The sequence below is a fragment of the Kitasatospora sp. NPDC036993 genome (assembly GCF_055607525.1).
In genome coordinates this window covers 62376-86394 of sequence record NZ_JBVJRP010000001.1, presented here as the reverse complement: position 1 = coordinate 86394, position 24019 = coordinate 62376, and the positions used below count along the sequence as shown (strand labels likewise).

General features: G+C 74.1%; 16 protein-coding genes, 3 tRNA genes and 1 pseudogene. 9 read left to right on the top strand and 11 right to left on the bottom strand.

The genetic code is table 11. The annotated features are described in order from the left end of the window. Positions 1-6: 6 nt before the first annotated feature. Positions 7-1263, top strand: coding sequence for a hypothetical protein (locus tag ACZ7C5_RS00380; protein ID WP_470321593.1), 1257 nt, complete (start codon positions 7-9; stop codon positions 1261-1263). Between the two features lie 244 nt (positions 1264-1507). Then, complete coding sequence (locus ACZ7C5_RS00375) at positions 1508-3169, top strand: long-chain fatty acid--CoA ligase (protein ID WP_470321592.1); 1662 nt, start codon at positions 1508-1510, stop codon at positions 3167-3169. Between the two features lie 64 nt (positions 3170-3233). On the opposite strand, the gene ACZ7C5_RS00370 is transcribed toward ACZ7C5_RS00375, so the two are convergent. Then, positions 3234-6779 carry a hybrid sensor histidine kinase/response regulator gene (locus ACZ7C5_RS00370; protein ID WP_470321591.1) on the bottom strand — a complete coding sequence of 1182 codons (3546 nt, stop codon included), beginning with the start codon at positions 6777-6779 and terminating at the stop codon, positions 3234-3236. A 177-nt stretch (positions 6780-6956) separates the two neighbouring features. Here ACZ7C5_RS00370 and ACZ7C5_RS00365 point away from each other — a divergent pair. The 6 genes from ACZ7C5_RS00365 (at position 6957) to ACZ7C5_RS00340 (ending at position 12424) form a co-directional block, all read left to right on the top strand. Continuing rightward, a tRNA-Ser gene (locus tag ACZ7C5_RS00365) sits at positions 6957-7050 on the top strand. Between the two features lie 228 nt (positions 7051-7278). Next, a tRNA-Arg gene (locus ACZ7C5_RS00360) sits at positions 7279-7354 on the top strand. 31 nt (positions 7355-7385) lie between these two features. Then, positions 7386-7461: transfer RNA gene (locus tag ACZ7C5_RS00355), tRNA-Arg, on the top strand. Between the two features lie 363 nt (positions 7462-7824). Next, positions 7825-9981 (top strand): Ig-like domain-containing protein, encoded by a 2157-nt coding sequence (locus tag ACZ7C5_RS00350; protein WP_470321590.1) that lies wholly within the window; start codon positions 7825-7827, stop codon positions 9979-9981. Positions 9982-10175: 194 nt separating this feature from the next. Continuing rightward, complete coding sequence (locus tag ACZ7C5_RS00345) at positions 10176-11447, top strand: SPFH domain-containing protein (protein ID WP_401080681.1); 1272 nt, start codon at positions 10176-10178, stop codon at positions 11445-11447. Next, positions 11444-12424, top strand: coding sequence for a C40 family peptidase (locus tag ACZ7C5_RS00340; RefSeq protein WP_401080678.1), 981 nt, complete (start codon positions 11444-11446; stop codon positions 12422-12424). The genes ACZ7C5_RS00345 and ACZ7C5_RS00340 overlap by 4 nt, the downstream gene beginning before the upstream one ends. A gap of 57 nt (positions 12425-12481) precedes the next feature. Here the strand turns inward: ACZ7C5_RS00340 and ACZ7C5_RS00335 are convergent, their stop codons facing one another. From ACZ7C5_RS00335 to ACZ7C5_RS00320, 4 genes are all read right to left on the bottom strand, one after another. Beyond that, on the bottom strand, positions 12482-13540 hold the full coding sequence (locus tag ACZ7C5_RS00335; protein WP_470321589.1) for a hypothetical protein: 1059 nt from the start codon (positions 13538-13540) through the stop codon (positions 12482-12484). Then, the gene (locus ACZ7C5_RS00330; protein WP_470321588.1) at positions 13537-15750 is read right to left on the bottom strand and encodes a hypothetical protein; all 2214 of its coding nucleotides are present in this window, start codon (positions 15748-15750) and stop codon (positions 13537-13539) included. Before ACZ7C5_RS00330 ends, ACZ7C5_RS00335 begins: the two co-directional genes overlap by 4 nt. 13 nt (positions 15751-15763) lie before the next feature. After that, positions 15764-16168 (bottom strand): type VII secretion target, encoded by a 405-nt coding sequence (locus ACZ7C5_RS00325; RefSeq protein ID WP_401080669.1) that lies wholly within the window; start codon positions 16166-16168, stop codon positions 15764-15766. A 191-nt stretch (positions 16169-16359) separates the two neighbouring features. Further along, positions 16360-17313 (bottom strand): aldo/keto reductase, encoded by a 954-nt coding sequence (locus tag ACZ7C5_RS00320; protein WP_401080666.1) that lies wholly within the window; start codon positions 17311-17313, stop codon positions 16360-16362. A gap of 154 nt (positions 17314-17467) precedes the next feature. Between ACZ7C5_RS00320 and ACZ7C5_RS00315 the strand changes: the two genes are divergently transcribed. Continuing rightward, complete coding sequence (locus tag ACZ7C5_RS00315; RefSeq protein ID WP_401080663.1) at positions 17468-17668, top strand: hypothetical protein; 201 nt, start codon at positions 17468-17470, stop codon at positions 17666-17668. A gap of 54 nt (positions 17669-17722) precedes the next feature. Here the strand turns inward: ACZ7C5_RS00315 and ACZ7C5_RS00310 are convergent, their stop codons facing one another. From ACZ7C5_RS00310 to ACZ7C5_RS00285, 6 genes and pseudogenes are all read right to left on the bottom strand, one after another. Continuing rightward, positions 17723-18643 carry an endo alpha-1,4 polygalactosaminidase gene (locus tag ACZ7C5_RS00310; protein WP_470321869.1) on the bottom strand — a complete coding sequence of 307 codons (921 nt, stop codon included), beginning with the start codon at positions 18641-18643 and terminating at the stop codon, positions 17723-17725. Positions 18644-18801: 158 nt separating this feature from the next. After that, a complete protein-coding gene (locus ACZ7C5_RS00305; RefSeq protein WP_401080660.1) occupies positions 18802-19497 on the bottom strand; it encodes a spherulation-specific family 4 protein in 696 nt (231 codons plus the stop codon). Next, on the bottom strand, positions 19494-20411 hold the full coding sequence (locus tag ACZ7C5_RS00300; RefSeq protein WP_470321587.1) for an NAD-dependent epimerase/dehydratase family protein: 918 nt from the start codon (positions 20409-20411) through the stop codon (positions 19494-19496). Before ACZ7C5_RS00300 ends, ACZ7C5_RS00305 begins: the two co-directional genes overlap by 4 nt. 125 nt (positions 20412-20536) lie before the next feature. After that, positions 20537-21238, bottom strand: a pseudogene (locus ACZ7C5_RS00295) (nucleotidyltransferase family protein); the annotation flags it as partial. 76 nt (positions 21239-21314) lie between these two features. Continuing rightward, positions 21315-22307, bottom strand: coding sequence for an SDR family NAD(P)-dependent oxidoreductase (locus tag ACZ7C5_RS00290; protein WP_401080654.1), 993 nt, complete (start codon positions 22305-22307; stop codon positions 21315-21317). Between the two features lie 136 nt (positions 22308-22443). Next, on the bottom strand, positions 22444-23970 hold the full coding sequence (locus tag ACZ7C5_RS00285) for a hypothetical protein (protein ID WP_470321586.1): 1527 nt from the start codon (positions 23968-23970) through the stop codon (positions 22444-22446). Positions 23971-24019: the final 49 nt, after the last annotated feature.

Sequence of the window (24019 nt, the reverse complement as noted above, 5' to 3'; positions counted from 1 at the left end):
AGCGGCATGGCGAACGGCCAGGGGCAGGGGTACGGCGGCGCGGGCGGGTACGGCGCGGCGCCGCGGCAGAACCCGTACGGACAGGCGCCGTACGGGCCGAACCCCTACGCGCAGCCGGTACCGCCGCCGCAGCCGTACCCCCAGCAGCACCCACATCCCCAGCAGCAGCCGTACCCGCCGCAGCCGTACCCGCCCCGGCAGCCGCAGCCCGTCCCGCCGCAGCAGGCCCACCCCGCCGCCCGACAGCCGTACGCCGCGGCACAGTTCGGCGCCCCGCCGCACCCCGGAGCCGGCCGCCCCGGCGGCTTCCCCGGCCCGGCCCCGCGCCGCAACCGCCTGGCCGTGCTGCTCCAGTTCCTCCTCCAGTGGATCTACGCCCCGCTCTGGGTCCTCGCCCTGGTGCTCCTCTTCGTCGTCCTGATCCTCGCGGACTACAACGGGGGAGGCCCCAGCTCCGACGGCTGGCTGAAGGTCAACCGCGGCTTCATCCCGCCGCGCCGCCTGCGGGCCGAACTCACCGGCCGCCCGGAGGACTGGGAGCGCTACGCCACCCCCGTCCTGGCCCGCCGGATCGCCGCCGCCGAGGCGGCGTACGCGGCCGGCGACGGCGAGGTGCAGGCCGACCTCGGCCGGGTGGTGACGGCCGGGCTCGCGCTGCGGCTCTACCGGGGCCTCGGCGCGGACGGCGTCGTCCGGCTCGCCGAGCGGTACGGCTGGCACGGCGTGGCGTCCGGGACCGACGCCGGGCACGTCCGGCTCGCCCGCCACTTCCCCGCCCCGGCCGGCCTGGACGTTCCCGCCCCGCAGGACCCGCCCGCCGCCCCCGGCACCCCGTGGGGCCCGCAGCCGGTCCGCTTCGCGCCGCTGCTGCCCTTCGTCTTCCTGCTCCAGATCGTCTACGTCCCGGTGTACGGCCTGCTCACCTGCTGGGTGAACCGTCCCGAGCCCGACTACTGGGACCGCTGGGGCGCCCGCTGGACCGTCGGCCCGCGCGCCTTCCGCGCCGAGTTCACCGGCAGCCCCGCCGCCTGGGACCGTCACATCCGCCGCATCCTCAAGCGCGACACCGACCGCATCCGCGCCGCCACCCGCACCCCCGACGGCGGCCCGGTGAGCCGCATCCACCTCAAGCGCGCCACCTACCGCGGCGCCGGCGCCCACCAGGCCCTGCGCCTCGCCGCCGAACAGGGCTGGTCCCTCGACCCCGCCTACACCCCCGACCCCGCCAACTCCCTCCGCCTCCACCGCCTCGGCCGCCCCTGACGGCCGCCCCTGACCGCCCCTGACCGCCCCGGCTCCGGGCCACGGCGGTCGTCGGGCCTGCCCCGGCCCACCGTCCTCCCCGAAGCGGATCACGGAACCGGGACGAATCCGTGATCCGTGCAACGGGGCCGGGATACTGACAGCGGGGAGCGGGGGACGGCAGAATCGGGCAGGTCCGCGCGCATTACCGCCCGGTAGGTGCCCGCAGTCGCTGCCGCCAGTGCCGCCAGGTCAAGGAGGACCCGTGTTCAGCACGATGCAGGACGTTCCGCTCACCGTCGCCCGAATCCTGGAGCACGGGTCCACGATCCACGGCCGCTCGACCGTGACCACCTGGGACGGCACCGGACCGGTTGTCCGGACCTACGCCGAGGTGGGCGCCCGCGCCGCGCAGCTCGCGCACGCGCTGCGCGACGAGCTCGGGTGCACCGACGAGAGTGTTTTGGGGACGTTGATGTGGAACAACGCCGAGCACCTGGAGGCGTACCTCGCCGTCCCCTCGACGGGATCGGTCCTGCACACGCTGAACCTGCGACTGCCCGCCGGGCAGCTGTCGTTCATCGTCAACCACGCCGCCGACCGCGTGATCATCGTCAACGGCACCGTCCTGCCGCTGCTCGCCGCCGTGCTGCCGGACCTCGCGCCGACCCTCAGGCACATCGTGGTGAGCGGCCCCGGCGACCGTTCGGTGCTGGCCGGCTTCGCGGGCGAGGTGCACGACTACGAGGAACTGATCGCCGGCCGGCCCACCGAGTACCCGTGGCAGCACGACATCGACGAGCGGCGGGCCGCCGTGCTCTGCTACACCTCCGGCACCACCGGGGACCCGAAGGGCGTGCTCTACAGCCACCGCTCGGTCTACCTGCACTGCCTCCAGGTCAACACCGGCGACAACTTCGCCTTCACCCCGCGGGACACCGCGCTGCCGGTCGTCCCGATGTTCCACGTCCAGGCCTGGGGCATCCCGCACGCGGCCTTCATGTCCGGCGCCAACCTGCTCATGCCGGATCGTTTCCTCCAGCCCAAGCCGATGGCCGAGATGATCGCCGCCGTCCGTCCGACCGTCAGCGCCGCCGTCCCCACCATCTGGGCCGGCCTGCTGGACGAACTCGACGCGGGCGACTACGACACCTCCAGCCTGCGGATGGTCGTCATCGGCGGCAGCGCCTGCCCGCCCTCCCTGATGAAGGCCTACGACGAGCGCCACGGCATCCGGGTGCTGCACGCCTGGGGCATGACCGAGACCTCCCCGCTCGGCTGCTTCGCCCAGCCGCCGGGCGGCCTCACCCCCGAGCAGGAGTGGCCGTACCGGATCACCCAGGGCGTCTTCCCGGCCTCCGTCGAGGCCCGGCTGATCGGCCCGGGCGGCGAGCGGATGCCGCACGACGGCGCCTCGGCGGGCGAGCTGGAGGTGCGCGGCCCGTGGATCGCCGGGGCGTACTACGGCGGCGTCGGCCAGGACCCGGTCCGCCCGGACGACAAGTTCTCCGAGGACGGCTGGCTGCGCACCGGCGACGTCGGCACCATCACCGCGGACGGCTACCTGACCCTCACCGACCGGGCCAAGGACGTCATCAAGTCCGGCGGCGAGTGGATCTCGTCCGTGGAACTGGAGAACGCCCTGATGGCCCACCCCGACGTGGCCGAGGCCGCCGTGGTCGCCGTCCCGGACGAGAAGTGGGGCGAGCGCCCGCTGGCCACCGTGGTGCTGCGCCCCGGCGCGACCGTCGGGCTGCGGGAGCTGCGGGCCTTCCTGGGCGAGCGGGTCGCCTCCTGGCAGCTGCCGGAGCGCTGGTCGATCGTGGAGTCGGTGCCGAAGACCTCGGTCGGCAAGTTCGACAAGAAGGTGATCCGGGCCGGTTACGCGGCGCAGGAGCTGGACGTCACGGTGCTCGGCAAGGAGTGACCACGAGAAGGGCCGGCCGCCCCCGTACGTACGGGGGCGGCCGGCCCTTCGGCGTACCCGGGGGTCAGCCCGCGGCGGCGACGCCCGCCTCGCCCATCGCGCCGATCCGCCCGAGCAGGTCGACGATCCGGGACTGGACGTCCTCGCTGGTCGAGCGCTCGGCGAGGAACAGCACCGTCTCGCCGGTGCGCAGCCGGGGCAGTTCGCGCGGGTCGAGGTCCACCGAGGTGTAGACCACCAGCGGGGTGCGGTGCAGCCGGTCGTTGGCGCGCAGCCAGTCCAGCAGGCCGACCCTGCGGCGGCGGATCTGCAGCAGGTCCATCACCACCAGGTTGGGCTGCACGCTGCTGGCCCTGGCCACCGCGTCGTTCTCGTCCACCGCGTGCTCGACGTGCATGCCGCGCCGCTCCAGGCTGCTGATCATGGCGGCGGCGATGTCGGGGTCGCCCTCGACCAGCAGCACCCGCGGGGCGTGGTGCTCGCCGTCGCGCGGGGCGAGGGCGCGCAGCAGGACGGCCGGGTCGGCCCCGTACGCGGCGTCCCTGGTGGCCTGGCCGAGGCCTGCGGTGACCAGGACGGGGACGCGCCGGTTGAGCGCCGCGGTGCGCAGCGACTGGAGCGCGGTGCGGGTGATCGGGCCGGTCAGCGGGTCGACGAAGAGGGCGGCGGGGAAGCCGGCGGCCTGGGCGTCCACCTCCTCACGGGAGCGGACGATGACCGGGAGGTAGCCGCGCGACTGGAGGGCCTGCTTGGTGGCCGGGTCGGGCTCGGGCCAGACCAGCAGCCGCCGGGTGTTGGCCAGTTCGCCGGACGGGGCCGACGGCTGTTCGGCGGCGGGCCGCTCCTCGGCGGCCGGGAGTTCGGCCATCGGGCGCGGTGCGGTCCGCCCGGCGTCGGCCGGGACGGGCGGCTGCGGCGCGGCCGCGGGCAGCGACGCGGGGCCGAGCTGGCGCGGCGGGGCGAGTTCGCCGAGGCCGGTGCCGACCGGGTGCGGCCCCGACGGCTCCTCTGCGGCGGGCAGCGCGGCCCGGGCGGGCACCAGCGCGGTGCCGGGGGAGGCGGGCTCCGTCCGATCGGCCTGGCCGGCCGGTCCGGAGGCGTTCACCAGTGCGTCGGGCCCCGGCCCCGGCGGGACGGCCAGCCGGCGGCGGCGCCCGGTCGGCGCGGTGGCGGTGGCCGGTTCGGGCAGCGCGGGCGTGGGACCGGCCGGCAGGGCGTGCTCCAGCCCCGGGTAGACCGGGGCGTCGGCGGCCCCGGGCAGGGCGGGGCCGCCGGAGGACTCCTCGGCCGGGGGCAGCGCGCGGCGGCGCCGGTGCTTGGTCTCGCCGTGCGCCTGCTCCTGAGCGGCCTGGGCGGACTGGTCGGCCTCGGTGACCGGGGTGCCGCCCGGCGGGGTGCCGTCCGTGGCGGGGTGCGCCGGGGCCGGGCCGAGTGCGAGCGGCTCGCGCCCGCCGGGCCGGCTCGGCTGCGCCGCCCGGTCGCCCTCGACGGGCACGGCGTACGCGGGGCCGGAGCGGCCGTCGTCCTTGCCCCACGGGTCGCTCTGCGCGCCGTCGGGACCGGCCAGGCCCTGGCGGCCGTACGCGGGGTCGTTGCCGGTGCCGTTCCACTGCTCGGGGACGGCCCGCTCGACCCGGGCGGGGGCGTTCGGCCACTGGTCGGCCGGAATGTCGGGGGTGCCGGGTGTCCCGGCGGTGCCAGGAGTGGCGGGGGCGACGGCGCCGGCGGGAGTTCCGGGCGCCGGGGTCTCGGTGCTCGGCCGGCCGCGGCGGCCGCGCCGCTCGGCCGGGGGCTCCTCGGCGGGCGCCCGCTCCGCTTCGGCGCTCTCCGGTCCAGGCTGCTCGCCGGCCGCCTCGGGCTCGGCGGGCTCACCGCTGCTGGGCAGCTGCGGGATGCCGGGGAGCTCGGGCAGGACGGCGCTGTCGCTCTCCTTGGGGCGGTCGGAGCGGCCCTCGGCGGAGGCGCGTTCGGCGGCGGCCTTCGCGGCGACCGGGTCCAGCGGCAGCTCGACGACGTACGTGGTGCCGGCCTTGCCGGGCAGCTCGTGCGGCTGGAGCACGCCGCCGTGGCGCTCGACCACCGCGCTGGCTATCGGAAGGTGGACGGGGCTGCCGCCGACGCCGGGGCCGCGGATCTCGACCCGGGCGACCTCGCCGCGCTGGGCGGCGGCCAGCACGACGGTCGGCGGTTCGGGGGCGGGCGGCAGCGCGGGCGCGGCGGCGCCGTTCAGCCCGGGCACGGCCAGACCGGGGGAGAGGGGGACGGGGGCGTCCAGCGCCAGCCCGATGCCGCTGACGTCGGCGACCAGGTGGGCCAGCGCCTGGGCCAGCCGCCGCTCGTCGGCGATCACCTCGACCGCGGCGGCGTGCACCGAGAACCGGACCCGGCCGGGGCCGACCAGTTCGCCGGCCTCCTCGACGGCCCGGCGGACCACCTTGTCCAGGCCCACCGGCACCCGGGGCGCGGTCTTCCGCCCGCCCTTGCCGTCCTTGCCGGCCTTGGGCTCCTTGCCGTCCTTCGCGCTCTCCCCGACGCCGTCCCTGGCCTCGCCGCCGCCGCTCTCGCCGGCCTCGCAGCGCTGGTGGTCGAGGACTCCGTCGATCAGCTTCCCGAACCGGCGGCACTCGGCGGCCAGCCGGCGCAGCGTCCAGTTGGCCTCCGGCCAGAGCTGGCCGGCCGGGTCGGCGGCGAGCGCGTCGAGCCGCTGGTTCAGCGCGTTCAGGGCGCCGCCCAGCTCGCTCTCCAGGACGGCGGTGAGGTGCTCGTTGCGGGCGACCAGGGCGAGTTCGCGGCTGCGGTCGGTGAAGGTCATCACCGCGCCGACCAGCTGGTCGCCGTCCCGGACCGGGGCGGTGGTGAGGTCGACGGTCACCGGCCGGCCGTCCTTGCGCCACAGCACGGTGCCGCGCACCCGGTGCTTGCGCCCGGAGGTCAGGGTGTCCAGCAGCGCGGACTCCTCCAGCGCCAGCGGGGTGCCGTCGGCCCTGGAGTGCTGGATCAGCGGGTGCAGCTCGCGCCCGCCCAGCTCGCTCGCCCGGTACTCCAGGATGTGCGCCGCGGCCGGGTTGACCAGCACGCAGCGGCCTTCGAGGTCCACGCCGAGCACGCCCTCGGCGGCGGCGCGCAGGATCATCTCGGTCTGCTTGTGCTGGCGGCGCAGCTCGGCCTCGACGCCGAGCCGGCCGGAGAGGTCGCGGACCAGCAGCAGGAGCAGGTCGGAGGAGGAGGGCGAGTTCTCCCGGTACGAGTCGTACGGGGAGCGCGCGTAGCCGCGGCCGTCGCCGTCGTCGGCGAAGTCGTTGCCGGAGACCTCGACCGGGAAGGTGGTGCCGTCGGTGCGGTGGGCGGTCATCCGGACCGGACGGTCGGGGGCGTCGCCGTCGCGGGTGGCCGGGCGCATCGAGCCGGGGATGCGGCTGGGGTCGAACTCGGGCAGCAGGCCCAGCACGCCCATGCCGACCAGTGAGGTGCCCGGTGCCTGCAATGCCTGGACCGCCGCGCTGTTGGCGTCCACGACGGTGCCGTTGCTGTTCACCAGCAGCAACGCGTCGGGCAGGGCGTCGAGTATGGCGGCGAGGCGAGCAGCGCCTCGGATCGGCCTGCTGCTCACGTCGACAGGTCTCCTCGGCTCGGGGCAGCTCCTCCGGAGACGGCAGTATCTCATTCTTCTTTGCGGCGGGGACGACCCGCCTAGTAACGTTGGCAGCGGTTGGTGCCGAGCCCCAGGGTTATGGCATCATCACTGGCACACGGAACGAGTCCGCTCGCGCGGGTACGGTCCGTGTGGGGAGGCTTCGCCTAGTCCGGTCTATGGCGCCGCACTGCTAATGCGGTTTCGGGGTTATTCCTGATCGAGGGTTCAAATCCCTCAGCCTCCGCCAGTCGGGAGCCCCCGTCGACGATCTCGTCGGCGGGGGCTCTTCGCGTTCCCGGTGCGGGTTCGGGACGGGAACGGGGCAGGTCCGGGGCGGTGGCCTGGTCGTGGCGGCGCGGGGTCGAACGGGCTCCGGCGGGGCCGGCAGGGGCCCGGAACAACCGATTTCGCCCTGCGCCGCAGGTCATGTAATGTTGTCCCCGCAACGCCCCGGAGGCAACGTTCACCAGGGCGAGCGCTCATAGCTCAACGGATAGAGCACTTGACTACGGATCAAGAGGTTGCAGGTTCGAATCCTGCTGAGCGCACCAAACTCCGCAAGATCGGGTTCGCCCGTTCCTTGCGCTCATAGCTCAACGGATAGAGCACTTGACTACGGATCAAGAGGTTGCAGGTTCGAATCCTGCTGAGCGCACCAGCAAGAAGCCCCCGGCCATCGGCCGGGGGCTTCTTTCGTTCCCGCCGGGCCCCGCCGGAAGCGTCTCCGCGGAATCGAACACAGGGTTCCGGTGAATGGTCGGGTCCAGGATGCCGGGGTCTGCCGGATGGGTCCTGAAGTCCCGTTCCCGCGTCCGTTCGGGTGGTGTCGATTGCCGCCTAATGGATGAAATGCAGCCGTTTCGGGTACATCCCGTCCTGCCGCCCCAATGACCGCCGAACGGGTGGGACACGGCCAAAGGCGCAGGTGTCGCAGTATGACCGGCCCAGGATCGTGATTCCTTTTTGTCCGATCTTGTGCAGACTGCCCACCACCCCGGCAGCGATCGCGAAGGAGAGCCGGATGAGCCGACAGTTTCCCCGCACGGCCACGGCCCTGGCCGTCCTCGCGACCGGGCTGCTGACCGGTTGGAACGCCCCGCTCGCGGTGGCCCGGCAGTTCCCTGACACCTGGTCCGCGGAGCACCGGCAGGACTACGGCAACGCCTCGCACCTGGTCTCCGACCTCCTCCTGGGCGCCGACCCGGCGATCGGCTTCCCCACCGAGGCCGCGATCGGCCGCTACTACCGGCTCACCGTCCCGGTCGCGGTCGGTGACCGGCCCGCGACCCTGGCCGGCTGGATCGACTTCGGCCACACCGGACGGTTCGACCCCGCCGAGCGGGTGCAGACCGAGATCCGGCCCGGCGCCGACACCGCCACCCTGGAGTGGACCGTCCCGCCCGGTGCGGTCTCCGGCGTGACCTGGGCCCGGCTGCGGATCGGCCGCGACGCCGGACAGCTCGTCACCTCCGGCGGCTTCGCCGACTCCGGGGAGGTCATCGACCAGCAGGTCGAGCTGACCGTCGGCGCCGCCCGGCCGGAGATCGCCGAGCCGCTCGACGGCGCCGTCCTCTCCGACGACGGGCCGCGGATCAGCGGCGGCGGCGCCCTGCCCGGCGCCGGTGTGGAGGTCAGGGAGGGCGACACCGCGCTCTGCACGGCCGAGGTCGAGCGCGGCGGCGGCTGGTCCTGCCGCCCCGGCACGGCGCTGGCCGCCGGGCCGCACGTCCTCACCCCGGTGGAGACCACCCGCGGTGGCGTGGTGCTGCGCGGCGAGCCGGTCAGGGTCACCGTGAGGACCGCGCCGCCCGTCGCCCCCACGCTCTCCATCGCCGGGTACACCAACGACCCGGGGCTCCGGCTCACCGGCACCGGCGAGGCGGGCAGCACCGTCTCGGTCGTCGACCAGGGCTCGGCGGACGAGCTGTGCATCACGGGGGTGCCGGCGGACGGCCGCTGGTCCTGCCTGCCCGTCGAGAACCTGACGGACGGGAAGCACCTGCTCACCCCGGTCGCGGTCGACCCGGCGGGCAACCGGACGGCCGGGCAGCCGGTCGCGCTGGTCGTCGACACCGCCCTGCCGGACCGGCCGGTGCTCACCTCGCCGGCCTCGGGGGAGACGGTGCGGGTCATCCGCCCCAGGCTCGCCGGACGGGCGGCACCGGGCTCGGACGTGCTGGTCACGGTGCAGGCCGGTGCGGGTACGGAGCCGGAGCGGCGGACGGTGCTGTGCGGGGCGACGGCGGCGCTCGACGGGAGCTGGACCTGCACGGCCAACCGGGACCTGGTGGACGGGGAGCAGTGGCTGATCGTCACGGCGACCGACCGGGCGGGGAACGGGATTTCGGCGGATCCGGTGCCGGTGCGGGTCGCCGGGGTGGCGGCGGTGCCTACGGCGGCGGTGCCTACGGCGGCGGTGCCGAGTCGGGGGGCGACGCCGAGTCCGGCGACGGCGAGTCCGACCGGGCCGGGTTCGGCCAGGCCCGGTGCTCCGGTGGCATCCGGTCCGTCCTCGGCGGTGGTTCCGTCGAACCAGGTCCGGCCGAGCCCCACCGAGCCGAGCCCCGCCAGGCCCAGCCCGAGCGCGCCGGTTCCGGCGGCCGCGGCCTCGCCGAGCCTGTCCTTCGCGGTGGTGCCGATCGTCGTTCCGCCGCTGGGTGCCCGGCCGGTGACGGTGGGTCCGACGCAGTCGGGCCCGGCGTCCTCCGGTCCGTCGGCGAAGCCGTCGGGTCCCGCGAAGGCGACCCCGAGCGCGGCGGCCCCGGTGACCTCGGCGACTTCGTCGGCCTCGGCGGCGGTCGCCGGGCTCCCCGCTTCCGCCAGGCCCGTCGTCCCGACTCCTTCGACCGCCGCCTCCGCCTCTCCGCTCAGGGCCCCCGGCCTCGCCGCCTCGCCGACGGCCGTCGCCGCGGTGAAGTCCGCGCCCTCGGCGGCCGGACCCGCCGACCCGACCGGACCCGCCGACCCGACCGGGTCCGACGAGCCGGCCGGGGGCGCGAGCCGGCCGCCGGCCGCCCCGCCGGCCGCGCCGTCGACGGAGCCCGGGCAGGGTGCGTCCGGCAGGCCCGCCCAGTCCGGCTGGCGCGGTGGACTCGCCGGAGTCCTGCTGGTGCTCACCGGTCTCGGCCTGATCACCCGTCGGGTGTTCTCCCACCGGACCGGTGCTTCTCGGCGCTGACCCGCGCCGAACCGTCCCGACCATCCGTTCATGTGCCTGCGCGTCAGGTCGGCTTTGGATGATTCGTCAGTAAATGTCGACACACCTCTACTCAAATGTCGCATTTGATGACGTATGAACTTAGCCTAACCCTGGCACTGCCCGTCAGATCCGGGCCGCCCGTTGCGCGACACACCGACCCAGAGGACCCGTGCATGGACGTCACCCGCGATTCTTCGCAGCGACCCGACAATCTGCCCAAGGCGCTCCCCCCGGCACTGCCGGAACGTTCCGCCTCCGGCGCCAGCCCGCTGGCCAGGACCACGGCCGTCAAGACCGTCAAGGCGGGCGGCCCTGCCGACAGCGGCCCGGCGACCACCCCGCTGGCCGTCGTCCCGAGTCCCTCGCCGGCCGGTTCCGCGGACCTGCGCGACCCGCTGGAGACGGCCGCCCCGGAGACCGTCGAACTCCTGGAGACCGCTGCCGGGGTGCCGACCGCCACCACCTCCCGGCGCCCGCCGCGCGCCGACCAGGCGGTGCGCGAGCACCGCGCCACCTCGCTGCCCGGCTGGATCGCCCTGCTCGCGGTGCTGATCGGCGTGGCCGGGGTGCTGTTCGTGCTGCTGCGCACCGGCGTGATCCCGTACTGGGACGTGCTGCCCGACCTGCGCGGCAGCGCCGTGAAGGAGAGCGGCCGGGTGGAGGTGGACGCCCGGTCCATCGCCGCGGCGGCCACGGCCGGCCTGCTGGTGGTGTTCACGCTCGCCGGGCTGCTGGCCAACGCGGGCGGCGAGACCCGGGTGCTGACCCGCTGGGGCCGCTACCGGGGCACCGTCCGCCGGACCGGCCTGGTCTGGGTCAACCCGCTGCTGCGCCGCCGCCGGGTGGACGTCCGGCTGCGGCACTGGCGCAGCGAGCCGGTCAAGGTGGTGGACCGCACCGGCACGCCGATCGTGGTCCGGCTGCTGATCGTCTGGCGGGTCAAGGACACCGCCCGGGCGCTGCTGGCGATCGAGGACCACGAGAGCTACCTGCGCGAGCAGGTCCAGGCGGTGGTCACCCGCACCGCGTCCACCCTGCCCTGCGACAGCAACGCGGCGCCCGGCCCCGCGCTGCGCGACGGCCAGTGGTTCGCCGACGAGATGACCAGGGCGCTGGCGGCCGAGGCCGCCCCGGCCGGGCTGGAGGTCTACTCGGTGCAGCCGCTGGCCCTGGACTACGCGCCCGAGGTGGCCGAGTCGATGCGCCGGCGCCGACTGGCCGACCTGGACGCTGGCCTGCGGACGGTGCTGGTGGACGACGCGGTGGAGGCGGCGGCGCTCGCCGTCCGCCGGCTGGAGCGGGCGACCGCGCACGAACTGGACGAGGCCGCCCGCAGCGCGCTGATGGAACAGCTGCTGGTCGCCTTCGTCGCCCCGGCCGGAGTGGCCGCCTCGGTACCGCCCCCGGCCAGCCGTGCCGGACGGAAGGAAGGACGACCCGCATGAGGATAGCCACCGGCGCGTACGTCGGAGCCGGTACCGGCTCCGACGCTGATCCCGGTCTGATCGGCTTCGAGGAGCGCCTCGGCAGCATCCCCGCGGTCGCGGGCTGCGGCTGCCCGAACTGCGCCGCCAGGCCGCGCACCGCCCGCTCCGCGACGGCGGTCGGCGGCAGCCGAATACACCGGGCCGTGCGGAGCACCTGCCTGGCCACCACCGTGCTGGCGGGTGCCGGCGTCGTCGGCCTGACGGCCGGTGCCGGATCCGCCCAGGCCGCGGCCGGGAAGCAGGGGTGGGACGGTTCCAAGTACTGGTTCAAGAACGGCTCCGGCGAGTGGCGGTGGACCAGCCACCAGGACGTCTACGCGAGCCGCACCGGGCAGTCCGGCGGCTCGGCCGGCTCCGGCGCCCAGCCCGTCTCCAACGGTTCGGCCTCCTCCTCCGGGATGCGCCAGGGGTGGGACGGTTCCAAGTACTGGTTCAAGAACGGCTCCGGCGAGTGGCGGTGGACCAGCCACTACGACGTCTACGCGAGCCGCACCGGGCAGTCCGGCGGCGGTTCGGCCCCGGCTCCCGCGCAGCCCGCGAACCGTCCCGCCACGAATCCGGCGCCGGCCTCCGGGAGCATGGAGTCGGCCATCGACTACGCGCTCGCCCAGCTGGGCAAGCCGTACGTCTGGGGAGGCAACGGCCCGTCCGGGTACGACTGCTCGGGGCTGGTCCAGCAGGCCTACCGGCGTGCGGGGATCAGCCTGCCGCGGGTGGCCGACGACCAGTACGCGGCGACCACGCCGATCAGCTCCGGGCAGCTGCGCCGCGGCGACCTGGTGTTCTGGTCCGACAGCGGCCGGGCCTCGGGGATCCACCACGTGGGGATCTACCTGGGCGGCGGCAAGTTCGTGGAGGCGCCGCGGCCGGGCACGACCGTCCGGGTCTCGACCCTCAGCCAGGGCTACTACCCGACCCACTTCGGGCGGCCGTAGTCCCGCAGCCGTGACGGGCCCCCGACAGCGCCGCGCTGTCGGGGGCCCGGACCGCGTTCAGGGCAGCTGCGGGGCCGAGCAGCCGTGGCGCTGGGCGGAGCGGGTGGCGAAGCCGCGCAGGGCGGCCTTCTCCAGGGCCGGGTCGGGCGCGCCGGTCCGGCCCCCGTCGAACACGGTGTCCACCGTGAAGAGGGCGGTGGCGCCACCGGGGCAGGCGGCGGCGGCCCAGGCCAGGCCGCCCTTGTCGCCGGCCGGGCCGGTGACCGGGTAGTCGGCGACCGCCGGGAGGAGAGCCGCGAACGGCGGGTAGTACGCCCCGAGGCGGAAGCGCGGGGTGTCCTGGCCGGCGTACAGGAAGCAGTCCTCGATCGGAGCGTTCGGGTCCGCGGGTGACTCGACGGTGACGCCGGGCAGTCCGGCGCAGGTGCCGCTTGCCGCGCCGTCCGGGACCTTGACGTACCGGGTGTCCGCCGGGACTTCGGCGATCTCCGGTCCGGAGGGCGCGGTGCAGCCCCAGACCCGGGCTGCGCCCTCCGCGGCGCGGGCGGCGACGCGGGCGAACCGGGCCCGCTGGGCCGGGTCGTCGCGGACGTACCCGCCGTTGGCGGGGACGGCCTCGACAGTGACCAGCAGGCCCGCCGCGTTCGGGGCGGGGCAGTCCAGCGGGAGTACGGCGGTCGCGCGGTCCCGGCCTTCGAGGTCCAGAACTCCCCGGCGGCCGTGGCCCAACGGCATCACCATGGTGGTGGCGAGGTTCGGACGGTACCGCTGGAGGTCGTGCAGGGCCCTGCCGACCTCTTCGGGGGCCCGGCCGACCCGGACGTTCAGGAAACCGCCGGAGGGCTTCCCGGCGTTGACCACGGAGCAGGCGGCCAGGCCCTCGGGCGCCTCGGCGTCCTCGCCCCGCGCTCGGTCCACCCCGAGCAGGGTCTTGACCTCGGCGGTGTCCACGCTGCCGTGGCAGAGCCCGGTCAGCGAGCGGCCGTCCTGCCGGCGGTCGTACCCGCCACCCAGGTAGAACACGGCGCCGGCGGCGAGGGCCAGCCCGACGCCGGCGGCGACCGGAAGCCGCCACCGCCGACGTGCCGCGCGCGGGCCCGCGGACTCGGGCGTCACTTGTTCTCGCCCCCACGGCCGAGGGCGGAGGCGGCGTCGCTGCGACCCGTGTTGTAGATCGTCCGCATCTGCTGCTCGTCCCAGTCGACGGCGGGGGAGTCCGGGTTGAGGCCGGCCCGCTGTTGCTGCCACCTCTCGACCATGGCACTGATCCCCTCGTGTCCGCTGCGGCCGTTGGCGCCGGTGAGGGTGTTCGCCTCGATCTTGCCGGCCGCGGCCGCGTTGATCTCCTCGGTGGCACTCATCTGCCACCCCATGATCCCGCTGCCGAGCAGACTCTGTGCCATGTCTGCCACACCGGGGACCGGGACCAGCTTCAGCGGGGTGCCGATGCCCTGGTACATGCCCTTGGCCCGCCAGGCCTCGACCTTGGTGTCGTCGTCGCGCTTGTCGAGGATGGCGTCGGCCTGGACGGCGTCGTAGACGCCGAGGGCGACCGAGGAGTTGGCCATCACGCCCTTCCACTCCTTCTCGCCCACGTTCGGCGGGAGTTCGGCGAGCTGCTGGGCGACGTGCACCATCTCGGCCTGCTGGACGATGTGGTGGGACTCGGGGTCGTCGGCGATGCCGCGCAGGACCCGGATCAGGGAACCCTTGTCGGTGGCCATCCTGGTCTCTCCGGTGACCGGGTCGATCCAGACGCCGCTGGCGCCCTCGCCCGCATGGTCCTTGGCGGCGCGGTTGGTGCCGGAGAGGATGTCGTGGGTGTCGGAGGCGTAGTCGGCCAGCGCGTTGGCGATCGGGCGCCGCATGCCGTCCGGGAGCTTCTCGTTGCCGATGCCGCCGTCCAGCATGTTGACGGTGTCGCGCATGACCCGGGCTTGGGCCTCGGTGTGGTGCCGGACGGCGTCCTCCTGGCCGGGGAGGTCGCCGGTGGTGGCGGCCTCGATGGCCAGGCCGAGCGAGTGCCGGCCCTGGACGTGCGTGCCGTCGCGGCCCATCTCATCGGGCCAGCGGCGCTCGTCCAGCAGGTACTTGAGGTGGTCGTTGGTCCGGGGGTCGCCCGGGTCCAGGAAGCGGGTGGAGGCCTGCGGGTTGTGGCTGAGCGACTCCATGAAGCCGGTCACCGCGTCTCCGCCTCGCCCGTCGCCGAGGTGGTCCCAGCTCGGCTGGGTCGAGTCGGGCGCCCAGATGAGCTGCGGGTCGGTCTTGGCGGCGCGTTCGAACTTGAGCAGGCCGTCGCCGTAGGAGTCGAGGAAGTCGGTGTCGTAGGTGCCGGAGCGCATCAGGCTGCTCATCAGCTGGTAGCCCCGCGGCGTCGGGCCGCCGCCCGGGTGGCTGAGAACCTGGGGGCCGAGCTTGAGCATCTCGTCCTCCCAGTCCTGCATGGGCTTGGAGTGGCTCTGGGTGGCGGTGCCCAGGGTCGCGCCCAGCGAGGCCTGGAGCTTCTTCACGGCCTCGTTGCGTTCCTTGCTGTACGCCCCGAACTTGCCCGGGTCGTTGGCGTCGCGCCAGAACTCCAGGGTGCCGCGCGGGCCGAGCGTGGTGGCGAACTGCTCGGCGAACGCCGGGTCGTTCCTGCGCTTCTCCAGCAGGGCGTTGAGCTTGGTCAGCTCCTCCACCGAGAGGTTGCCGCCGCCCTTGCCGGCCAGGGCGAGTGCGTCGGACAGATCCTTGCGGGCTTCGGTGGCGTCCTTGAGGGTGTGGTAGCCGTTGGCGTTGAACGAGTAGTCGTTCGCGCCGTTCGGGTCCGAGCGCAGCGCCCAGGCAGCGGCCTGGTCCGCGTCGGCGGCCTGCTGGAGCGCCGCTTCGAGGCTGTGGACCAGGTCCTCCACCGCGCGCTTGCGCTGCGGCAGGAAGACCCGCTCGTAGTCCGGGTCCGTCTGGGCGGACTTGTCCTTCAGCAGCGGATGGACGTCGGTGACCCTGCCGGTGTCGTCCACCTGGAGGTGGTTGGCCGGGCCGTCCTCGTCGGCGATCTTCTTCAGCCGGGTCTGGGCGGCGGCGAACTGCTGGGCGGCGTCGGCGAGCAGTCCGCTGATGTCGGCGGATTCCTTGCCGGCGGCGTCGATCTGCTCGGCGGCCTTCTGGATCTGCGCGCGGGCCTGGGTGGCGGCCTCGCCCTCCCATCCGGCGGCCAGCTTGTCGGCGACGTCGTTGGCCAGCCGGTCCTTCAGGCCGGTGTAGCGGGACTGGAGGGTCTTCCACTCCTCGGCTGCCGCGTGCAGCGGCTCGGTCTTGGCGTTGCGGACGATCTCGTAGCTCAGCACGGTGGTGGCCCCCTCAGTTCCCGCCGGACAGGTTCTGCTTGTTGGTGTTCTCGGCGGCCGTGTACTGGTCTGCGGTCTTCCGCAGGCGCTGGGCGAGGTCGTAGAGGAGGTTGCCGAGGGTGGCCACCTGGTTGTCCCAGCGGATGGAGCGGTTGCGCAGCTCGGGGCCGGTCTGCCAACTGGTCAGCGCGGCGTACGCGCTGGTGGTCTTCTCCTGGGCGGTGTCGTCGACGGTGTGGAAGTTGCCCTTGATCTCGTCGACGGTGCCGGCCCGCGCCTTCAGGTCGGCGGGGGTGACGGTCACCTTGCCGCCACCGCCGGTGCCGCCACCGCCGCCGGCGGAGTTGAGCCGCAGGCTCGCGTACTTCTTCCGGTCCTCGTCGTCGAACAGACCGTCCCAGGCGGGATTGTCGGTCAAAGCGTCCCCCGTATCGCCTCGTCTTGAGTGAAGTCTTGATGCGTTCACGGTAATTCGTAAATATGACTTTCCATCGGGTCTGATGGTTCCCAGGCGCGTTGCCGCCGCCGGAAGCGCGACAGGCCGCGAACCGCGCCCCGGGTGGGGCGCTGTTCGCGGCCTGCGAGGGTCCGGCGTGGAGCCGGGCGGGCTCAGGCGGAGGCGGCGTCCAGCAGTGCGGTCTGCTCCGGGGTGAGCTCCAGGGCGGCGCCGGCCAGCAGCGGCGGGAGCTGCTCGACGGTGCGGGCGCTGGCGATCGGGGCGGCGACCGTCGGACGGGCGGTGAGCCAGGCCAGGGCGACGGCGGCGAGCTCCACCCCGTGCTCGGCGGCCACGGTGTCCAGCGCCTCCAGCACCCTGGGGCCGCGCGGCTCGGCCAGGTAGCGGGCGGCGCCCTCGGCGCGGGCGCTGTCCACGCCCGCGCCGCCCGGACGGTACTTGCCGGTCAGGAAGCCGGAGGCGAGCGCGTAGTACGGGACGGTGGCCAGGCCGTGCTCGGCCACCACGTCGGCCAGCGGGCCCTCGAAGGTGTCGCGGGAGACCAGGTTGTAGTGCGGCTGGACGGCGACGTACTTCGCCAGGCCCTCGCGCTCGGCGAAGGCCAGCGACTCGGCGAGCCGCTCGGCGGAGATGTTGGAGGCGGCGACCGCCCGGACCTTGCCCGCGCGGACCAGCTCGTCCAGCGCGGTGACGAACTCCTCGACCGGGGTGTCGTCGTCCCGGTGGGTGTAGTAGAGGTCGATCCGCTCGACGCCCAGGCGGCGCAGCGAGTCCTCGGCCGCGGCCTTGATGGTGGCCGCGCCCAGACCGCTCCGGTCGGCGTGCATGCCGACCTTGGTGGCGATCACGACGTCCTCGCGGTTGCCGCGGCTGCGCAGCCAGTTGCCGAGGACGGTCTCGGACTCGCCTCCGGTGTTGCCCGGGGCCCAGGAGGAGTAGACGTCGGCGGTGTCGACGAAGTTGCCGCCGGCCGCCGCGTAGGCGTCCAGGACGGCGAAGGACTGCTGTTCGTCGGCTGTCCAGCCGAAGACGTTGCCGCCGAGGGAGAGCGGGAAGACGGACAGGTCGGAGGTGCCGAGGCTCACCCGGCTGTGGTTTCCGGTCATGATCGCAGTCAACCGCATTGTGCGGCCCGGCATTCCGGGAACGGCGCGGTCTTGACGATGCTGTCATACCGCCGTCGCACGTGGGAGTGGTGTGGCCCGCGTGACGGGGGTCCGGGGTGTGCCTGAGGTGGGCCGGTTCGTTAGAGTCCGTGCCATGGCTGACAACGACTACGACCCCGCCGGCAGCACCCAGATGTTCCGGGCGTTCGTCGACGAGACTCCGGCCCCGCAGGCGCCGGGCAACGTTTCCACCTACGGCAGCAGCAAGAGCGGCAGTCGCACCGGCGTGATCGCGCTGGTCGCCGTCGGCGTGCTGGTGGCGCTCGGCGCCGTCATCTGGCTGGCGGTCAAGTGACCCTCGCGCGGGTGACCCTGGTCCGGGTCACCCGCGTGACGGGAGCGGGAGGCCTCAGCAGGGCTTGCGCCAGGCGTTCAGTTCGAGCTTCTTCTGCATCGAACTGAAGCCCAGCGACTTGGCCTTGGTGCAGAACTGGTCCGTGCCGAGCTTGTACTCGACGTGGAAGACCGCCTTGCCCGCCTTGACGAAGGGCGAGACCCGGTCGCACTCGTCGAACTGCGCGCACTCCTCGTTGACCGCGAAGTCGAAGTCCGCGAGCAGTGCCGGGATCTGGTCGAGGTCGTTCTTCAGACCGATGGCCAGGCCGCGTTCGTGGGCGAGCTGTGCCAGCATCCGGTTGTACCTGAGCTGGTCATCGGGCGTCAGCGGGAAGCCGCTGTTCTGGTTGTAGGCCTCGATGGTGTCGGGCTCGACGGCGTCGAAGCCCTTGCTCCTGCACATGTCGAAGCGGGCGGCCATCAGCGGCTTCAGCTGGTCGAGCTTGCGGATGTCGAACCACTTCTCGCCCTTCCAGCCGGTGTCCGAGCCCTGGAGGGACTTGGCGAAGGCGGCGGAGTCGGGGCGGAAGTCCTCCCAGGAGCCGGCGTTGATGTAGCAGATCACCTTGCGGCCCTTGGCGTGCAGCGCGGCCACCACCGAGGCGTCGTTCTCGAAGCCGTCGATGTCGTAGACCGGGACGTCCACCGACTGGTCCACCGAACCGCCGAGCTGCCACTGCCAGGCCAGGCCGGGAGCGGGCTGCCAGCGGGTGCCGGCCGGCGGCGGTGCGGGGTTGCCGGGCGGGGTGCCGGTTCCCGGTGGCGTGGTGTGACCGGGAGTGCCGGGGGTGCCGGGGGCGGGGCCCGGGGTGCCGGGGGCGCTGGGTGTGCCCGGGGTGGTGGGCGGCGCGGGGGGCGGGGTCTCCGGGGCGGTGCTCGGGTCGGGCGTGCCGGGGGTACCGGTGCTGCCCGGGGTGGTCGGTGCGGTGGCCACCGGGGTGTTGCTCGGGGTGCCGTCGGCCGAGTCCTGGTCGTCCTCCGATCCCGAGCTGCTGCACGAACTGACCAGCAGGGCGGTGGCGGTGGCGAGCGACAGGGCGGCCGGAAGTAGCCGGTTGCGACGGTTCACGGTAGTCGGACTCCGGGATCGGGTCAGGTCAGTTCGGCGGCGTTCAGGCCGTACGGCAGGGTGCGCCAGGGGTTGTCCCCGGCTCCCGGTACGGCGCAGCCGACGCCGGCTCGCCGGGCGGCGATCAGGGCGGCGGCGTCCTGGGCGTGCTCGGTGGGGACGTCGTAGATCAGGTGGCAGAAGCGGGAGGCCGCGTGCCTGGCGGTCCACAGCGGCATCGTCATGGTGCGGTAGGCCTCCCAGTCGCCCTCGAAGGTGACCAGCAGGTCGGCCAGGCCGACCTCGGCGTAGCCCGGGTCCGGGTGCTCGCCGTGGCCGAACACCACGGTGCCGCAGCCGGCCGCGCGGGCGGCCGTGGCCAGCCGCCGGTAGTGCGCCAGCGCGCCCGGGTGGGTGGGCACCTGGTCGAGGTAGACGCCGGTGATGCCGTGTCGCTGACGGTGCGTCAGGATGTCGCCCACCACGGCCGCGTGCGGCCGGCGGCCGTAGTCGGTGTCGGTGTAGCCGACCAACGGCAGTCCCGCGGCCCGGAGTTCGTCGGCCGCCTCGGTGAAGACGTGGTCCGGGACGTCGCCGGGGCCGTCGGCGAGGTTGAGCACGACGGCGGCGATCCGGGCGGGGTCGGCGGCGGCGACCGCCTGCCAGGCCGCCGGGTCCACCGCGGGGTGGACGTACAGCGGCACCAGCAGGCGGGCGTCGGGGGTGGTCCCGGCGATCATGCGACCACCGGGTCGGACGTGGTCCCCGCGGTGTCGAGCCACAGGTCGCGCAGGGTGTCGGCGAGGTCCGTCTCCGGCTGCCAGCCGAGTTCCCGGGCGGCGGCCGACACGTCGGCCTGCTGCCAGGAAACCGCGGCCGAGCGTTCGGAGCCCGCCCCGCTCTCGTCGATCCGGCCGGTGAAGCCGGCCGCGGCGACCAGCCCGTCGGCGATCGCGCGGACCTGCCGGGCGTGCCCGGAGGCCAGGTTGAGCACCCGGGGGAGCGGACGGTCGGCGGTGACGGCGAGACCGACCGCCCCCGCCACGTCCCGGGCGTCGACGAAGTCGCGGTAGGCGGAGAGGTCGCCGACCGTGATCACGCCGTCGGCGCCCTCGGGCGCCACCCGGCGCAGCTCGGCGGCGAGCCGGCCGGGCAGCGAGCCCGCCGGGGCGCCGGGGCCGACCGGGTTGAACACCCGCAGCACCACGGCGTCCAGCGGCGAGCCGGCCACCGCGAGGGAGCCGGCCAGCTTGGTCGCGCCGTACACGCCGACCGGGCGGGCGTCGGCGTCCTCGGGCAGCGACTCGCCCGGCGCGCAGACGCCGTACTCGCCGGCCGAACCGATGTGCACCAGACGGGTCTTCGGGGCGCCGAGGGAGAGCGCCTCGCAGAGCACCGCGGGGCCGCGGGCGTTCACCTCGGCGAGGGTGACCGCGCTGCCGGCCACCGCGCCGGCGAAGTTGACCACCACGTCGGGGGCCAGCGCGGACAGTTCCTCGCCGAGCGGGCCGGCCTGGGCGGTGGCCAGGTCCAGCCGGAGGTCGTGGGCGGGCCGTCGCCCCGCGGTCAGCACGGTGGCACCGGGCAGTGACCGCAGGACGGCGGTGGCGTGACGGCCGAGGAAGCCGTCGCCGCCGAGGAGCAGAATTCTCACGCGGCCCGTCCGTCGCTCTCGGCGCCCACGGCGGTGGGCTCGGCGACCACGTCGTCCGGGGCGGTGCGGGCGGCCGGGATCGGCAGTTCCGCGACGCCCGGCGTGACACCGGTGGACTCGAAGGGCATCAGGACCGGCCGGATGGTGGAGAACTCGGCGTTGGCCCGGTCGTAGTCGTCGGGGCGGCCGATGTCCAGCCAGTAGCCGCCGAACTCGTAGGCGGCGGGCGGGGTGCCGGCGGCCAGCAGGTCCAGCACCAGTTCGTCGAAGCCCAGTGGCAGGCCGGGGGTGTACCTGGCGAGCGCCGAGCGGGAGACGCCGTACACGCCCATCGAGACGCGGTAGTCGATGCTGGGCTTCTCCTGGAAGCCGGTGATGAGGCCCTCGTCGGCGGTCAGCACGCCGAAGTCGATCTTGACCTGCCGGGCGTAGGTGGCGATGGTCAGCGGGGCGCCGGACGCCTCGTGGTGCTTGAGCACCCCGGCGAAGTCCAGGTCGGTCAGGATGTCGCCGTTCATCACCAGGAAGTGCTCGGGCAGGCGCTCCTGCATGGTGAGCAGCGGGCCCATGGTGCCGAGCGGGCTGTCCTCGACGGCGTAGCCGACCCGCAGGCCCCACTGGGAGCCGTTGCCGACGTAGGCGCGGATGATGTGGCCGAGGTGGCCGATGGCCAGGGTGACGCTCTGGAAGCCCGCGGCGGCGAGCTGGCGCATCACGATCTCCAGGATCGCGTGCTGGTCGCCGATCGGAACGAGAGGCTTGGGAAGCGCGGTGGTGTACGGGCGGAGTCGGACGCCCTTGCCGCCGGCCAGGATCACTGCGTGCATGGTGTTTCCCCCACGGAAAGGATGTGCAGGACACGAACCTTGGTTACCAGGACGAGCATGATCGTTTCGGGGCGGGTCAGACGTTGTAGATGTCGGTCTTGTAGCGGGCCAGGTTGGCAGGGTCGCGGAAGAACTCGATGGTCTGCTCCAGGCCCTGCTCCAGGCTGTAGCCCGGTGCCCAGCCGGTGGCCTCGCGCAGCCGGGTGGCGTCCGCGACCAGGCGCATGACCTCGGAGTTGGCCGGACGGATGCGCTGCTCGTCCTCCTTCACCACCAGGTCCACGCCCATCAGCTTGCCGGTCAGGGTGACCAGGTCGCCGACCGAGATCTCGCCGCCGGTACCGGCGTTGAAGGTCCGGCCGACCACCGTCGCGGCGTCCGCGGTGCCCACGGTGCGGAAGGCGTTCGCGGTGTCCTTGACGAAGGTGAAGTCGCGGGTCGGGCGCAGGTCGCCGAGGGTGATCTCGGTCTGGCCGGCCGCGACCTGGGCGATCACGGTCGGGATGACGGCGCGCATCGACTGGCGCGGGCCGAAGGTGTTGAACGGGCGCAGGGTGACGACCGGGGTCTCGAAGCTGGCGTGGTAGCTGTCGGCCAGCCGGTCCCCGCCGGCCTTGGAGGCGGCGTACGGGGACTGGGTGTTGATCGGGTGGTCCTCGGTGATCGGCACGGTCTGCGCGGTGCCGTAGGTCTCGCTGGTGGAGGTGTGCACCATGCGCGGGATCTCCAGGTGGCGCACCGCCTCCAGCACGTTCAGGGTGCCGGTGACGTTGGTGTCCACGTACGAGTGGGGAGCGCGGTAGGAGTACGGGATCGCGATCAGGGCGGCCAGGTGGTAGACCGCCTCGGTGCCCTTGACCAGGCCGTTGACCGAGCCCGGGTCCCGGACGTCGCCGAGGACGATCTCGACGGACTCCAGCACCTCCTCGGAGAGGGTCTCCAGCCAGCCGAAGGACGAGAACGAGTTGTACTGGACCATCGCGCGGACGTGGTGCCCGTCGGCGACCAGGGTCTCGACGAGGTGGGAGCCGATGAAGCCCTCGGCTCCGGTAACCGCGACGCTGCTCATGCGGATTTTCGCTTTCTCGATCTGCCTGGGCGGACCGACGCTCTGTGGTGGCCGGCCGCCGTGGCCCGGTGGGTGTCTCAGGTGGAGCGGGTACGACGGTGCACGCGGATCGGGGCGTGCGGGATATTCGGTGTGTTCAGCGGTGCTGGGTGGTGCGGCCGAGCGCGGGCCCGGCGATTGAGGTGAGGACGAGGGCGGCCGCCCCGCAGCCGATCAGCTGCAGGGCGATCGGGTCCGCACCCGCCAGCAGCCCGGCGCTCTCGGCGACCGCGGCGGCCAGACAGATGAGGGCGGTGCTCCAGCTGAACCCGAAGGCGTTCAGCAGCAGCGCCAGCCAGAGCGAGCCGCCGAGGAGCAGCATCGCGGCGAGCTGCGGCACACCGAGCGCGGGGGCGCCGGGCCACAGCACGGTCGCGGCGGCGTCCAGCGCGGCCACGGTGGTGAGGTAGATGAACAGGCAGCCGAGCAGGATGCCGCCGGTGCGGCGGGTGAACTGGCCGCTGGTGTGACTGGTGCGCAGCGCGCCCACCGCCATCGCCCGGTAGCGGAAGAGCAGCCACTCGGCGAGGCCCAGGCTGAGCGTCAGCGCGATCATGGCCGGGCCGGTCGGGGTGGTCGAGGCCCCCCGTACGGCGTCGCCGCCGGTCCGCACGGCCTGGTGGATGGTCTCGCCGAGGCCCGCGATCAGCGTGAGCGTGCCGCAGGCCAGGCCGAACAGCAGGTGCGGGACCTCCTGGCGGACCGGCAGCTTCAGGGAGACGGACTCGCGTTCGCCGCCGCGGATGCAGACCAGCAGCTCCCGGACGCAGAGCCCGACCGCCAGCAGCAGCGAGGCGAGCAGCACGACCGTACGGACCACCTGCGGGACGTCGACCGCCAGCACCACGCCCGCGCCGACCGAGGCCGGGGCCAGCGCCAGCAGCAGGAACTTCTCCCGTCCCAGCACCAGCAGCACGGTGGCCGCGGCCAGGTAGCAGGACTGTCCGGCGGCGAAGCACAGCGCGCCGAGCGGCCCGCCGACCAGGTACGCGGTGGCCGCCGCGACCAGGGCGCCGGCCGGGGCGCCGACGGCCAGGCAGATCGCGGCCTCGCGGCGGCGCAGCCGGCCCAGCCAGCGGTAGGAGCGGTGCGCCAGCGCCTGGTTGAAGCCCCAGCTGACCAGCGTGGCGACGGACAGCGCGAGCATGCCCGAGGGCAGGCCGAAGCGCATCCGGGTGGTCGCGAACAGGTTGGCGCCGAGCAGGTAGCCGAGCCCGGGCAGGGCGAACACCAGGCCGCGCACCACGCAGCGCCAGGGGTCGGCCCGCCAGGGGTTGGCGAACTCGGAGCTCGGGCCCGGGTAGCGGCGGGCGACCTTCTCGAACAGCTCCTCGGCGACGGTGAACGCGTCGGGGCGGCCGTACAGCAGGGCGGCCTGCTCGTCCGAGAGGCCGTCGGACTCCAGGAAGGCCGCGATCTCGTACGGGTGGACGGCGTCGGCGCAGACGTCGCGCAGGCGCTCGGCGAGTTCGTCCAGCGGGTCCGCGGAGAGGTGGAGCGACTCCTCCGGCTCCGCCTCCGGCTCCGGCGGGGCGGGCCGGCGGCGCTTGAGCGGCAGCGTGCGCAGCTGCACGGTGTGCTCGGGGCCGGCCTCGTCGGGCACCAGCCGCAGTGGGCCGCTCATGCGCCCACCTCGTTGCACTCGGTGGCCGCTTCGCGGGACGCGCACCTTT